Here is a 13,224-nt window from a genome sequence, read left to right as displayed (position 1 = left end):
TGATCTTCCCTGCTTTGGCATTATTCTGTCATATACATAAATCCAATGGCACCTGGACCAGTATGCGTACTAATCACCGGGGAAGTAAAGGACACTTGAATATCTTTGAAACCCGAGTCTTTTATTAATTCCATTAAGGGTGTAGCCATAGACAATCCATTAGCATGAGAAATACCTACCGCTTTTACAACTTTACCTTTAGTGTCTTCCATAAACTGTTTAAACAAATAGTTGACTACTTGCTTATGACTTCTAGCTTTTGCCACAGGAGTATAAACTCCATTCGCAAGGCTCGCAATGGGTTTAATAGAAAGTAAAGATCCAATCATTGCTTTTCCCTTTCCAATACGTCCACCTTTCACTAAATTATCCAAAGTATCTACTACTACATATAGATCTGTTTTAGTGCATATGTCTAATACCTTCTCAACAATTGCATCTTTTGTAGCTCCATTAACAGCCATTTTAGCAGCTTCTTCCACCTGGAAATATAAAGCAAAGGAGATAAACTTGGAGTCAATAACAGTCACATCAGAATCTGTCAGGTCAGCAGCTGTTTGAGCAGATTTGACAGTACCACTCATACCACCGGTCATATGTATTGAGATAACTTGATCTCCATTCTTACCAAGTCTATCGTATAGCTCTTTGAACACCCCTACTGCAGGCTGGGAGGACTTAGGAAGTTCTTTAGAAGTACTCATCTTTTCTAAAAATTCCTCTGGTTGAATATTAACCCCATCAATATATGACTCCCCATCAATCTGAATCGTCAAAGGTACTACATGTATATTATACTTTTCAATTATCTCTTTAGTTAAATCAGCTGTAGAGTCTGTAACTATATGAACCTTTGGCACTGTATATCCCTTCCTTCCTAAGTATATTATAAGAAGAAAGATGTTAATCTGTAAACTATTTATGCCTGCTTTGAAGCTCATTAATTTTATTTGCAATAATTATATGTAAGTCTTCTTTTATTTGTTCTGAATTACTTACTTGAATCGTTTCTTTACTATATGAAGGAAGGATACTAATTTGAACATGTGCTGGACTAATTTTATTATTATTTTTCTCCATAATATTAGAGGTTCCATGAATCGCGATAGGAACAATAGGAACATCTGCGTCTTTAGCAATACGGACAAATCCCGATTTGAATGCTCCTATCCCCTGTCCCTTACTTCTAGTTCCCTCCGGAAACATTAAAATAGAATGACCATTTTGTAATTGTGATACTGTATCCTGAATTGATCGATAACTACTTTTTCGATTTGTCCGGTCTAAAAACACACAATTCATTTCTTCCATCCATTTAGGAATTAGTGGAATTTTTTTAACCTCGATTTTTGAAATAAACCCAAACGGCTTAGGGATATGGGCTAACAAAGTAGGAATATCGAAGTTCCCTTCATGATTGCTTACAAATAAGACAGCTCCATCAGGAAGATTTTCCAATCCTTCTACAGTAAATTCGCTTTTTGTTCGTTTTAAAATACCCCCAGCCCATTTTTGCGGAACTTCGTGGACAAGCAAGTCATACTGCTCTACTGATAGTAAGCCTTTTTTAGACTTAATTTTGTTGAGTTTTGGGATGCTTATTGGTAAATAGCCAAACAAAAAGCCAAAAGTTCTTAAAGAAGAAAACAACTTATTCACTAACCTTTCTATCGTAAACCAAATATACGTAAGTTATTCCGTCAGATGTCTTCATTTCTTCCGACTTTTCAGTAAGTACCCATTCATCGGAGCTGTATGGTGGGAAGTAAGTATCACCTTTGAATGTTTGTTGAATGAAGGTGATATATAGTCTGTCCGCTTTTGGTAGGATTGCTCTAAAAATCTGCTCTCCTCCAATTACCATAACCTCGTCGTGGTGACTCTTCGCCAATTCGATTGCATCCACTAAATTGTTTACTACCTCTGCTCCCTCGACTTTATAAGAGGAGTTTCTAGTAACAATTATACTTTTTCTACCTGGTAATACTTTCCCAATCGATTCATATGTATTCCGTCCCATAACCATTGCCTTACTCATTGTTTTTTCTTTGAAATATGCTAAATCACCAGGTATATGCCAAGGCAAGTCTTTGTTATAGCCAATTACTCGGTTTGGATCATGTGCTACGATTAGTGATATCATCATTATTCTCTCCTTTATACAGCAATTGGTGCTTTGATTTTGGGATGCGGATCATAGCCTTCTATAGAAATGTCTTCGATTTCAAAATCAAAGATGGAAGCTTTTTCTTCATTTAAGACTAATGTCGGTAAAGCACGCGGTGTTCGCGATAATTGTGTTTCAACCTGTTCAAAGTGATTCAAATAAATATGAGCATCACCTAAAGTATGTACGAAATCTCCAACTTCTAACTTACATTCTTTTGCTATTAAATGAACAAGTAAAGCATAGGAAGCTATATTAAAAGGCACTCCTAAAAAAACATCAGCACTTCGCTGATAGAGTTGACAAGACAATTTTCCGTTCGCTACATAGAATTGCATAAAAGTGTGACAGGGCGGTAATGCCATATCATCGACCTCAGATGGATTCCAAGCAGTAATGATATGTCGTCTGGAATCAGGGTTCTTTTGTAATCCATCGATCAAATTCGCAAGCTGATCAATCGTTTCACCGTTTTTGCCAGGCCATGAGCGCCATTGTCTACCATAGACAGGACCAAGGTCTCCAAATTCTTCTGCGAAAGACTCATCAGATAGAATGTTGTCACAGAAAACCTTCATTTGTTGATCCACCAAAGCCTTAAATTCAGGATCCTTCGAAGCTCGTACACCAAAGTTTGTCATATCTGGACCATTATATGTATCACTATTTACCCACTTTTCAAATGCCCATTCATCCCAAATATGGTTATTGGCCTTAATCAAGGTTTTAACGTTGGTATCTCCCTTTAAAAACCACAATAATTCACTTACTATCAAGCGAAAAGCAGTTTTTTTAGTAGTCATAAGAGGAAATCCTTTTGAAAGGTCAAAACGCATTTGATAACCAAAAACACTTTTTGTTCCCGTTCCTGTTCGATCACCTTTTTCAATCCCATGTTCCATAATGTGCTTACATAAATCTAAGTATTGTTGCATTTGCTTGCTCCTTTCCTTTTATAGCAAAAAAGCTCTCATCTAGGAGAGCCATTTAGGTGGGGTGTTCTTAGACCAATAAATTTCACCTAAAGCATAATGCTTTGAATATTTATCCTCTGCTAGGTGATAATGAAAATTAAAGTAGTAACCATCTAGCGGTTTTTTATCTGTTCTTACATGAAAACGCATCAAATCTTTTTTTGTAGTTTCATCAAAAATATGGAATATTTTTTCGTAATATTCTCCAGAAGGCTGTTCTGTTATTGCTAGATTAGCTGCTTTTTGGTCATCAACAGAAACCAATGTTGTATTAATTGCCTCTTGAATTCTAGGGAAAATAACTTCATCAAACTCATTTTGAATAACAGGGCCAATTCTCGCACCAAACTTAATGTAAGCTTGTTCTTTAGCGGCCAGAGTAATCTTTTCACTGTAATCAATGGATTCTTTAAGACTAACCTGGTCATACTCTACCGTATGCTTCTCTGCAGAGACCGACTTCATCGGCACTTTGCTCTCTAACAGTTGCTCCCAAATAACATGGTTAGGTGAAATCAGTCCAAATGTTAGAAATGCCACAGTAATAATAATCGATTTTTGGAACCATTTTTTCATGTTTAATCACCTTCAATTATGTACAATTTAGTAAAAGCAATATTATAAACATATACGAAATCGAGAACAAAAGGTTTCATCTTCCTAGTATTCATTGTACAATAAAAAGGGTAAACAATCAGTAGTTTTTTAAACTAAGGAGGAAATTCTTATGAGCACAGATATTATCATTGGAATCGGATTTTTATTTTTATTAGGTTATTTAACTTCTTTAAACTTCACGCACTGATTTAAAAGTAAATAGTTCATTATTCTAAAACAAAGAGGGAAGCGACTTGTATAGTCACTTCCCTCTTTGTTTTATACTTCAATTATTCCGTAATGGAACTTAGAACTTAGTCTTGTCAGTCGGGTAAAACCAAAATCCTCAAACATAGGAGAGCGGAAATGCGCCTTTAAAACAACTCGTTTTTTGGCAACTCGCTTCGCTTGCTCGACCCACTCTGTATACAGAGTTCCAATAGCCCCTATTTCTCTAAGGGCTTGAAAATTATTAGACTCGGCAATTTCCTCTTCAAACATTGGATCCATATACACAACGTCAAATGAGTTATCCTTTACCGTTTTTAAATAGTCTACTGCATCTTTATGAATCACTTGAATTCTTCGCATGGAATTTTCTAATTCACTAAATTCCGTTTCATAGCTTTTTAATCCTCGATTAATAATATATGCAACCATCTTTTCCTTCTCTAGTGCAACTACTTTTCCTGGATTTCCTACTGTATAAGCAGCAATTAAGCTATCAGAACATAAACCAGCTGTAGTATCTAAAAACCTATCCCCCAACTTTAAGCCTGTTGCTTCAAGAAAAGGGTCTTTTTCCGCTTTTAACAGCCTTTTTAAACGAAAGGCTGCAGAATTTGGGTGAAAGAAAAAAGGAGTGGTGGAACCATATGCAAAAAACTCCAGCCTTTCCTTACCAACTACTAAAACATCCGCTAACTGCTCGTTTTGTATTTTTTCCACTGACTTTTTCTTTCGGTCTATGAAGTTTATACATAAATCAGCAGCTATATCTTTTGCTACCCGAGTATATTCGGGATTCGTTCTTCCAGCAGTCGTTATAACTGTTTTCATTTAAGCAATTATGTCAGTGAGAACACCTGTCAGGTGGTCTTTGATTGTTTCCATAGAGTTACTTTCAATTTGCTCTCTAGGGATAAAATAAGCTAATTCTCCATCCTTCCATATAGCAATGGAAGGTGAACTTGGTGGGACTTCACTAAAATAATCTCTCATAGTAGCAGTCGCCTCTTGATCTTGTCCTGCAAAAACAGTAACAAGATGATTTGGTTTCTTTGGTAATTCGCCAATCGCTTCAGTAACAGCAGGTCTTGCGAGCCCCGCTGCACAACCACATACCGAGTTAATCACTATTAATGACACACCTTCTTCTTTCATATGCTCATGCACTTGATCAGGTGTAGTCAGCTCTTTAAAACCAGCATTCGTCAGCTCACTTCTCATTGGTTTAACTACTTGCTTCATATATTCATCATATGCGTTCATCTCTTCGCCCACTTTCACGTATGTTCAATTACCCATTCTTAAAAGGTATTCTATTTTCTATTCTACTTTTGTTTAAGTTTTTTTTCACTCATTTTTACTTATAGTACATTAACCTCTTGATAGTCTTGTGCTATATTTCCCTTAAATCCATTTATTTTCTCAGGTTTTCGAAATAGAGCAAAGAAAATAATAAGAGCCAGTTCATTCGTACGAATCTAAATAGCTGCTACATAGCATTAAATAATCTTGTTTCTCTTTAAATAGGGAAAATAGAATTATTTTAGAATACTGAAATACTTTTATTTAGTGAAAGAAAATTAACTATGTTACTATTAAAATGAATGTATATCGACTTTTTTTGACATTTTTCAACATTTGCTCATCTATATGGATGACTAAGTATTAGCATAAACTTACTCGTATCCGTTCAAAATAAGTCTAATGATTTTGTATACATTTTAGAACCTTACGATGGATCTGCTACCTCGTAATTCAAACCAACTAGATGAGGGGCGAAATAAATTATGAAACTAAATGAACTATTATCTTCAGTCGAGATTATTCCAACTCTAAAGACACAGAATATTCAAGTAAACGGGATTGCTTTTAATTCTAAAAACATTAAAGAAGGTTATTTGTTCGTCGCTATTTCAGGGACTCATTCAGATGGACATACGTATATTGAGGATGCTCTTACGAACGGGGCTATTGCCGTGGTCGGTGAACAGGAACTATTCTTAAATGAGGTTCCATACTTTCAAGTAAAAGATGCGAGAAAAGCATTAGCCTTTCTTGCTAGAACATTTTACAAAAATCCAACGAATAACAAAACAATAATTGGAATTACTGGAACAAACGGTAAAACTACTACTTCTTATATGTTGAAGCATATACTTGAGAGCCAAGGAATCTCCTGTGCTGTATTCGGGAGTATTTCTATTATTATTAACAACGAAGAATATTCTTCTACTCATACGACATTAGATCCTCTGACTTTCCATGAACTTGCTGCAAAGAGCAAGGACCAAGTAATTATTATGGAAGTTTCTTCCCATGGTCTAGTGCAACAACGCGTAGAAGGACTTGAATTTGATTATTGTATTTTTACAAATATAGAACACGAGCACCTCGATTACCATAAAGATATGGAATCATACTATTTAGCTAAACAATCGTTGTTTACATACTTAAAAAGCAATGGAAAAGCAATTCTTCTCTCTAGTAATGACTGGAGTGAGAGGCTTAATACATATGTAAATTCACTTGGAAGAGAAGTTATTAAAATTAATGGAAGCTCTCCTACTTATACAATAGATATAGATAAAATTATCGAACAACAGACTGGCAAGGTTTTTTCTCTTACAACACAAATGCAAGGCGAGCACAATATTAATAATGCAGCTGCAGCCTTTGCTACAAGCGTTCATTTCGGGTTAGATCCCAAACGTGTTGAGCTAACGTTAAATAATTTCAAAGCTATTCCAGGACGTTATCAGTTATTTCCTCTTGCGAATAGTGCGACCGCTGTCGTAGATTACGCGCACACCGCCAATGCGTTTCACTATATTTTAGACACCGTAAAGTCACAGAACGCACGGATGATTTATCATGTTTTTGGCTTTAGGGGTAATCGAGATGTACAAAAAAGGGCAAGGATGATTGAAATGTCATTAAAATATGCAGACCGATGCATTCTAACATTTGATGATCTCAATGGGGTACCTGCGGAACAAATGATAAACGAGCTTGAGAATTTAGGGGCACATGAAAAGTGTGTGATATACCCTGATCGAACAGAGGCTATTAAATACGCTTGGGAAATAGCGGGACCAGGAGATTGGATAGTAATTACTGGAAAAGGTAATGAAGCATATAAACAAAGCTATTCCCTCTCGACTAAATCTGATATTGACACATTAAATTATCTTTTAAGTACCAAGCATTCAGCAAAACCTGAAATAGAAAGCCTGTTATAGAAAGTTCTATTATTGAACTGTGATTTCTGAATAATGTCTATATAAAAAGAAAACAGACCTTGCATTAATTATGCTCAGGTCTGCTTTCTTTTACAGATGAATTGGTGCGATATTTTACCTTTGATACTGACATTTTATAATCGATAAACGCTCCGATAAAACCTACCGGTAAGCCACCAGCCAAAATAGACAATACAATAATGAATATGCTGATATTTTCTACTTTAAAAGTCAGCAGATACAAGGTTAAAAGAGTACCGGCGATCAGAAAAATGGTTGTAAAATAGTATGTGATTTGGGTATTTTCCCGATATTTGTATTCTTTTTTCTTCACTTGGTCTTTACTCATTTTGATCCCTCGTTTCGACTTTATGTTCTACTTATATTATTCACCTATTTTCCTGAATTTACACAACAACATTACAAATTAATATTACTTTTTTAATGAATCGATTTTGTTCGAGAAAAAACTGCTATATACAATAAAATTCCCCACATTTTAGTCTGTTAAACATTTAAAACGACAGTTATTACAATTTTCAATCTATTTAACTAAAAAAGAAGAGCTGGCGATATCCGCCAGACTCTTCACTTTTACTCATTTTCTTGCCTCGCTCATTTGCTTCCAAACGGAGCCCTTTGCTTCTTCCCCTTCTGCAATACGGGCAATCGCCATACGGATTTGAAGCTTAACTTCATATTCCTTGTCATCCATCGCTTTCTTTAAGGCTGGTAATGCATCCATATCTCCCACCTCATAGAAATACATAGCTGCTCGCCAACGAACTAATTTGTTTTTATCAAACAGCGCCTCTTCCATTGCTTTTGAAAATTGTACAAATCCTAAATCACTCATTGCATCTCCTGCAGTACGTCGAACCGATGCACTCTTATCTTTCAGTGCCATTTCTAAGTACGGAATGACTTTTTCATCTTCAATAAGACCAAGATATACAGTAGCAAGCCTTCTTATTGAAACCTGTTCATCCTGTATTGCTTTTGCTAGAACTGGGATATCTTCAACCTGTGGGTTAATAAGGTTATCAAGTAATTGGAACCTCTTCTCCCATTCACTTATTTCAAATTCCTCCAAAGTGAACGGAACTCTTATAGGCTTTCTATCATCCTCGGCTTTGTCTTTGTCTGCAATTAGTTGCTCCAGCTTACTTTGGGGAAAGCTTGCCTCTAATTCTTTTACTAGCTGCTCACCAATTTCCTTTTGATCACCATATCGCACACCATAGTCAACCCATTTACGAAGCATAATATAATTTTCTTTATCACCCTCCATCGCTTCATCCAAAGCCTTGGTAAAGCGGGCAGATAAACCAAATCTTGACTCTGATTCACTATCAAATACTTTCACCTGAAGCGGGATTCCCTTGAATGATTGTACATGGACATATACTTCACCATAATGATCTAAAGGCTTTTCTTCAGTTTCCGCTTCATTTTCACCGCCAAATACATTTTCAATAGATGCTAAGATGGATTCCCAACTAAACTTTGCAATTCGTTCAATCGCTAAAAAGTCCGCAACGTGGTATACCCCTTTTACTCCTTCGATATCAAATATACGTTGTATTTCTCTTGGTGCGTCTTCTATATGATCCTTTTTATAGTTATAACTCTTCCCAAAAGGAAGCTCCTGGTCAACGACTACCTTCATCGTATTCGGACTTGGCGTTGGTTCTATCGTCAATATTTTCATATCTTATACCTCCAATATTATAAAATCAGGACGAAACGATCTCTTCTAAATAAGACCATCTTTCTATTAGCTTCTCATATACTTCGTTTGCTTGATCTAATTGTTCGGTCAGTTGCTGTAACGATGTAAAATCAGAGCCTGTAGTTAACAGCTTTTGCTCCAATTCTTCAATCAACCTCTCTGTTTTTTCAATATCCTCACTGATTGTATCCCATTCTCGTTGTTCTTTATAAGTTAGCTTTTTCTTTTCCTTCGTACTTTTTACGGGTGCATTATCTTTCCTAACTTCCACTACTTTTTTTGATGTATCCTTAAGGTCTTCCAAATAATCCGAATAAATTCCTAACCATTCTCTAACTAAGCCATCTCCGTTTAGAATCCAAAGCTTTTTAGCAATACGGTCCAGGAAGAAACGATCATGAGAAATAGTAATAATTACACCAGGGAAAGATTCCATAAAGTCCTCTAAAACAGATAAGGTCTGAATATCCAGGTCATTTGTTGGCTCATCTAAAAATAGAACATTTGGCTGCTCCATTAACATTTTTAATAGAACTAAACGTTTTTTCTCCCCACCGGAGAGCTTGCCTATTTGCGTGCCATGTGTATTTAATGGAAATAAAAACCGTTCAAGCATTTGAGCAGCCGAGAATTTTTCTCCAGATCCTACTTCTATTAGATTGGAGGATTCGCGTACATATTCAATCATTCTCATTTGTTCATTTAGTTTTGGAAGCTGTTGTGAGAAGTGCATCTGTTTTACAGTCGATCCAACAACTACTTCTCCAGAGTCCATCTGAATCTCGCCTGCTAGCATTTTCAGTAAAGTACTCTTTCCAACCCCATTTGGCCCCACTATGCCAACTCGATCTCCTGCCTGTAGGATAAACGAAAAATCATCTACAATGACTTTTGCATCAAAACGTTTAGAAATATTTTTACCCTCTAACACCTGCTTCCCTAACCTAGTAGTAGCCATTTCAAGCTCTAGATTTAAAGCAGAATTATCGCGGTCCAGTTGTGAATCGATTTCTTCAAAACGATCTTTTCTTGCCTTTTGCTTGGTAGATCTAGCCTTTGCACCTCTGCGAATCCATTTTAGCTCATTACGATATAAATTTTGTAGCTTTTGCTGAGATGCAGCGTTCATCTCTTCACGAATCGCTTTAGATTCCAGATAATCTGCATAATTACCTGTGTGAGTATACAACGTTTTATCAGCAAGCTCATAAATATGAGTGGCTACTGTGTCTAAAAAGTAACGGTCATGTGTAACAAAGATAATGGCCCCTTCTACTTTTTGCAGCATGTCCTGCAGCCAATCTGTTGACTCTTTGTCTAAATGGTTAGTAGGCTCATCTAATAGCAATAAATCAGCCGGCTCTATTAACACTTTTGCAAGCGCGACTCTTTTTTGTTGGCCACCTGATAAATGTAAAATTGAATCTTCAAACTGCGTAATCCCTAGTTTAGTTAAAGCTGTTTTTGCTAAAGCATTTACATCCCATGCTTGTAGCTCATCCATTTTCTGCTGTAAGTCCATCAATCTATTTTGTAATTCAGTTGAATCGGAATTAGCCATTAAAGCGAGCAATGCTTCTTCATATTCTCTGTTGATCTTCAGAATAGGTGAATCTCCACTAAATACAGTTTGAAGGACCGTTTCTTCTTTTTCAAATACCGGTTGCTGTTCTAAGTAGGCAATTCGAAACTTGTTCGGATGGTCCCGATCAATAGAGTCTGCCTCAAGCTGTCCTGCAATAATCGATAAAAAGGTCGATTTCCCTGTACCATTGATACCGATTAACCCTGCACGATTTTGATTATTAATTGTAAATGAAATATCTTCGAATAGCGTTTTCTCACCTACTGTTTTTGTAAGATTAGAAATGATTAAATGACTCATATAGATTCCCCTGTTTCTTTTCTTAAGTTTTCTAGAAATAATTCCATGAAGGCATGCCTTTCTGCAGCAAGCTCTTTGCCTTTTCTAGTTTGCATTCCGTCTGCCAGCTTCAACAGCTTCTCATAGAAATGAGTGACGGAAGCTGTTTGTTTAGAACGGTATTCCTCGATGGACATATTGTCTCTCGGCGTTTCAGATACATCGTATAATTTTCTACCCTTTGCTCCACCATATGCAAACGTTCTTGCTATTCCAACGGCTCCAATAGCATCTAGCCGATCTGCGTCTCTAACAATCTTTGCCTCGATCGTATCCGCGGTTGTCTCATTTCCTCCATTAAAGGAAACAGATTGAATGATTTTTTTTACTTTATCTTTTGATACATCAGTAAGTTCAAGTTGCTCAATGATGTAATCCTCCATAAATTTCCCTTCGTTCGAATATTTCGGATCGCTTACATCGTGTAGTAGAACTGCTAATTCAATTATCTCTAAATCGATATTTATCTCCGTAGAAGCAATGGTCAGCGCATTTTTACGCACTCTTTCTATATGCAAAAAATCATGACTGGCGTCAAATTTGTTGTATATGTCTTTAACTAGCTTTTCACACAGGATAATAGCATTCATATTAAAATACCTCCTTCAAACGAGTCATCCTATTCATTATAACGAAAAAAAGAAAAAAAGACCGCTATAGTGCAGTCTTTTCCTTTGAAAGTCATTCGAAGGTACCCTCTTGTTGTAAGTGGATATCATATTTTCTCTTTAGCTAGCCTTTTCTTATTGATTAAAATTTATAAAGGGTGAGGTGAATTTATGACGCAAAGAAATCATAGATCAGAGAGTAGAATTGATTTCCGCCCCAGCCGATCGCTTTCCTCGGGGTGATCGATAAGCCATCACCAATCCTTACGCGCGTGGTTATGATGTCTTATCTATCTCACTCATCCCGTATGAGTCGCCATCTGGCGCTCCAATCATTAAATGGGAACCGCTTTAACATCGATAAAGCACTAACAAATTTACTCACATAAACATAGCTGAAAAACTGTCACCAACCCCAATTTCATCATCTATATTTATTCTTAATAGCAATTTGAAAGTTCTTTTGTTTATGTTTACAGTCACTATAAAAAAGAATTGTTAGTCATAATCAACCAATAACTTTAACAAAGCTAAAATTTATTATAATAATTTAATTTACCTATCCAAAGACCTAATCACATTACATATTTTAAATTGAGAATTTCTTCATTAATTTGGGTATACTTAAGTTTGTTGGATTATATTTTAAATTATAGCTTTTTTCACCTCATAAAATTGATAAGATTTTAGCTATAATTCGACATTTTATTGACGGTAGCATCTATTTCATGTATAGTTTATTTTATCCATTTACAGAATTTTTTGTGGATTAAGGGAGGAACAGTTATGCAACAGGGGAAAGTAAAATGGTTTAACAACGAAAAGGGTTATGGGTTCATCGAGTACAATGATGGGGAAGATGTTTTTGTCCATTTTACTGGTATTCAAGGAGAAGGTTTCAAATCACTTGATGAAGGTCAAGAAGTAACATTTGAGATCATTGAAGGAAACCGTGGACCTCAGGCTGCAAACGTTATAAAATCGAAGTAAACAGTTCTTCCCGCGGCAACTGGTCGTGGGACTTTTTTTATTTTCCAAATAATTTGTTGCCTGCCTCTTTTATCTCTTCCCCAACCGTGCAGCCTTTAATACAAAACTGATGAGCTTTAGTCTTGCCTTTTTCTTTTCTTAGTTCACTTTTCACTAAACAGCCTTTACAATAATTTTCTATTAGCTGATCAATTTCATTTATAATTTGTGTATGCTTCATTTTTTCTACTCCTTGCCGTATGACATATTCAACAGTACAATTATATTTATTCGAAAAATTACCTTACATTACCTTAAAGGATGATTAATAATGATTGAATTATATATTGATGGCTCCACTACTGGCAATCCAGGACCTAGTGGTATTGGGATTTTTATCAAAGGAGAAGGTCACCAGATTAAAATTAGTGAGTTTATAGGAGACCAAACAAATCACGTTACTGAATTTATCGCCTTACAACGTGGTTTGGAAGAAGTATCGAAATTATCCCCTACCATCGTGTCTATTAGGACTGATTCACAAATAGTATTCGCAGCAGTTGAAAAACGCTACGCTAAGAACCCTGAGTTTGCAGCCATATTAGAAAAAATACTAGCTATAACAGATACCTTCGATATGTTTTTTATAAAGTGGATCTCTGATGATCAAAATAAAGCTGCACATGCATTAGCACGAGAAGCAGTACGAAAGAATTTACCATAACAAGCTACACCTCCAACAAATATATTTGAGTGGAGGTGTTTTTTTTTGGGCTTTACTATGAA

15 protein-coding genes are annotated in these 13,224 nt (G+C 35.9%); 3 read left to right on the top strand and 12 right to left on the bottom strand.

All coding sequences use genetic code 11. From position 1 onward, the window contains the following. Nucleotides 1-20 precede the first annotated feature (20 nt). The 7 genes from NSQ95_RS08785 to NSQ95_RS08755 all read right to left on the bottom strand — a co-directional run bounded on the left by NSQ95_RS08785 (nucleotide 21) and on the right by NSQ95_RS08755 (nucleotide 5,229). Nucleotides 21-860 (bottom strand): DegV family protein, encoded by an 840-nt coding sequence (locus NSQ95_RS08785; RefSeq protein ID WP_298467788.1) that lies wholly within the window; start codon nucleotides 858-860, stop codon nucleotides 21-23. 55 nt (nucleotides 861-915) lie between these two features. Beyond that, nucleotides 916-1,659 (bottom strand): lysophospholipid acyltransferase family protein, encoded by a 744-nt coding sequence (locus tag NSQ95_RS08780; protein WP_342560707.1) that lies wholly within the window; start codon nucleotides 1,657-1,659, stop codon nucleotides 916-918. Beyond that, entirely contained in the window at nucleotides 1,652-2,143 is a 492-nt protein-coding gene (locus NSQ95_RS08775; protein ID WP_298467783.1) for a dihydrofolate reductase, read from the bottom strand. Before NSQ95_RS08775 ends, NSQ95_RS08780 begins: the two co-directional genes overlap by 8 nt. Nucleotides 2,144-2,157: 14 nt before the next feature. Next, nucleotides 2,158-3,102, bottom strand: coding sequence for a thymidylate synthase (locus NSQ95_RS08770; protein ID WP_340883632.1), 945 nt, complete (start codon nucleotides 3,100-3,102; stop codon nucleotides 2,158-2,160). Nucleotides 3,103-3,141: 39 nt separating this feature from the next. After that, nucleotides 3,142-3,717 (bottom strand): YpjP family protein, encoded by a 576-nt coding sequence (locus NSQ95_RS08765; protein WP_340883633.1) that lies wholly within the window; start codon nucleotides 3,715-3,717, stop codon nucleotides 3,142-3,144. Nucleotides 3,718-4,017: 300 nt separating this feature from the next. Continuing rightward, nucleotides 4,018-4,797 carry a class I SAM-dependent methyltransferase gene (locus tag NSQ95_RS08760; RefSeq protein WP_340883635.1) on the bottom strand — a complete coding sequence of 260 codons (780 nt, stop codon included), beginning with the start codon at nucleotides 4,795-4,797 and terminating at the stop codon, nucleotides 4,018-4,020. Further along, entirely contained in the window at nucleotides 4,798-5,229 is a 432-nt protein-coding gene (locus NSQ95_RS08755) for a BrxA/BrxB family bacilliredoxin (RefSeq protein ID WP_340883636.1), read from the bottom strand. It abuts the gene before it with no gap. A gap of 524 nt (nucleotides 5,230-5,753) precedes the next feature. Here NSQ95_RS08755 and NSQ95_RS08750 point away from each other — a divergent pair. After that, on the top strand, nucleotides 5,754-7,205 hold the full coding sequence (locus NSQ95_RS08750; protein ID WP_342560706.1) for a UDP-N-acetylmuramoyl-L-alanyl-D-glutamate--2,6-diaminopimelate ligase: 1,452 nt from the start codon (nucleotides 5,754-5,756) through the stop codon (nucleotides 7,203-7,205). A 64-nt stretch (nucleotides 7,206-7,269) separates the two neighbouring features. On the opposite strand, the gene NSQ95_RS08745 is transcribed toward NSQ95_RS08750, so the two are convergent. From NSQ95_RS08745 to NSQ95_RS08730, 4 genes are all read right to left on the bottom strand, one after another. Continuing rightward, nucleotides 7,270-7,554 (bottom strand): hypothetical protein, encoded by a 285-nt coding sequence (locus NSQ95_RS08745; RefSeq protein ID WP_169360126.1) that lies wholly within the window; start codon nucleotides 7,552-7,554, stop codon nucleotides 7,270-7,272. 249 nt (nucleotides 7,555-7,803) lie between these two features. Continuing rightward, nucleotides 7,804-8,916, bottom strand: coding sequence for a conserved virulence factor C family protein (locus NSQ95_RS08740; protein WP_340883639.1), 1,113 nt, complete (start codon nucleotides 8,914-8,916; stop codon nucleotides 7,804-7,806). A gap of 25 nt (nucleotides 8,917-8,941) precedes the next feature. Beyond that, a complete protein-coding gene (locus tag NSQ95_RS08735) occupies nucleotides 8,942-10,822 on the bottom strand; it encodes an ABC-F family ATP-binding cassette domain-containing protein (protein WP_340883640.1) in 1,881 nt (626 codons plus the stop codon). Next, nucleotides 10,819-11,451, bottom strand: a complete 633-nt coding sequence (locus NSQ95_RS08730; RefSeq protein ID WP_340883642.1) for an HD domain-containing protein — start codon at nucleotides 11,449-11,451, stop codon at nucleotides 10,819-10,821. Before NSQ95_RS08730 ends, NSQ95_RS08735 begins: the two co-directional genes overlap by 4 nt. An 804-nt stretch (nucleotides 11,452-12,255) precedes the next feature. On the opposite strand from NSQ95_RS08730, the gene NSQ95_RS08725 reads away from it, so the two are divergent. Then, entirely contained in the window at nucleotides 12,256-12,459 is a 204-nt protein-coding gene (locus NSQ95_RS08725) for a cold shock domain-containing protein (protein WP_169360131.1), read from the top strand. A gap of 37 nt (nucleotides 12,460-12,496) precedes the next feature. On the opposite strand, the gene NSQ95_RS08720 is transcribed toward NSQ95_RS08725, so the two are convergent. After that, nucleotides 12,497-12,679, bottom strand: a complete 183-nt coding sequence (locus tag NSQ95_RS08720; protein WP_340883643.1) for a zinc-finger domain-containing protein — start codon at nucleotides 12,677-12,679, stop codon at nucleotides 12,497-12,499. A 90-nt stretch (nucleotides 12,680-12,769) separates the two neighbouring features. On the opposite strand from NSQ95_RS08720, the gene NSQ95_RS08715 reads away from it, so the two are divergent. Further along, entirely contained in the window at nucleotides 12,770-13,162 is a 393-nt protein-coding gene (locus NSQ95_RS08715) for a reverse transcriptase-like protein (RefSeq protein WP_340883644.1), read from the top strand. Nucleotides 13,163-13,224 lie beyond the last annotated feature (62 nt).

The organism is Psychrobacillus sp. FSL W7-1457, assembly GCF_038593405.1.
GTDB lineage: Bacteria > Bacillota > Bacilli > Bacillales_A > Planococcaceae > Psychrobacillus.
The sequence above is the reverse complement of the archived record's forward strand: the minus strand, read 5'-3'. Positions and strand labels throughout refer to the sequence as shown.

Bases quoted from the DNA above. Each gene is read 5' to 3' on its own strand.
- NSQ95_RS08745 (WP_169360126.1), bottom strand. From the start codon at position 7,554: ATGAGTAAAGACCAAGTGAAGAAAAAAGAATACAAATATCGGGAAAAT.
- NSQ95_RS08750 (WP_342560706.1), top strand. From the start codon at position 5,754: ATGAAACTAAATGAACTATTATCTTCAGTCGAGATTATTCCAACTCTA.
- NSQ95_RS08735 (WP_340883640.1), bottom strand. From the start codon at position 10,822: ATGAGTCATTTAATCATTTCTAATCTTACAAAAACAGTAGGTGAGAAA.
- NSQ95_RS08765 (WP_340883633.1), bottom strand. From the start codon at position 3,717: ATGAAAAAATGGTTCCAAAAATCGATTATTATTACTGTGGCATTTCTA.
- NSQ95_RS08725 (WP_169360131.1), top strand. From the start codon at position 12,256: ATGCAACAGGGGAAAGTAAAATGGTTTAACAACGAAAAGGGTTATGGG.
- NSQ95_RS08740 (WP_340883639.1), bottom strand. From the start codon at position 8,916: ATGAAAATATTGACGATAGAACCAACGCCAAGTCCGAATACGATGAAG.
- NSQ95_RS08760 (WP_340883635.1), bottom strand. From the start codon at position 4,797: ATGAAAACAGTTATAACGACTGCTGGAAGAACGAATCCCGAATATACT.
- NSQ95_RS08730 (WP_340883642.1), bottom strand. From the start codon at position 11,451: ATGAATGCTATTATCCTGTGTGAAAAGCTAGTTAAAGACATATACAAC.
- NSQ95_RS08770 (WP_340883632.1), bottom strand. From the start codon at position 3,102: ATGCAACAATACTTAGATTTATGTAAGCACATTATGGAACATGGGATT.
- NSQ95_RS08775 (WP_298467783.1), bottom strand. From the start codon at position 2,143: ATGATATCACTAATCGTAGCACATGATCCAAACCGAGTAATTGGCTAT.
- NSQ95_RS08715 (WP_340883644.1), top strand. From the start codon at position 12,770: ATGATTGAATTATATATTGATGGCTCCACTACTGGCAATCCAGGACCT.
- NSQ95_RS08720 (WP_340883643.1), bottom strand. From the start codon at position 12,679: ATGAAGCATACACAAATTATAAATGAAATTGATCAGCTAATAGAAAAT.
- NSQ95_RS08755 (WP_340883636.1), bottom strand. From the start codon at position 5,229: ATGAACGCATATGATGAATATATGAAGCAAGTAGTTAAACCAATGAGA.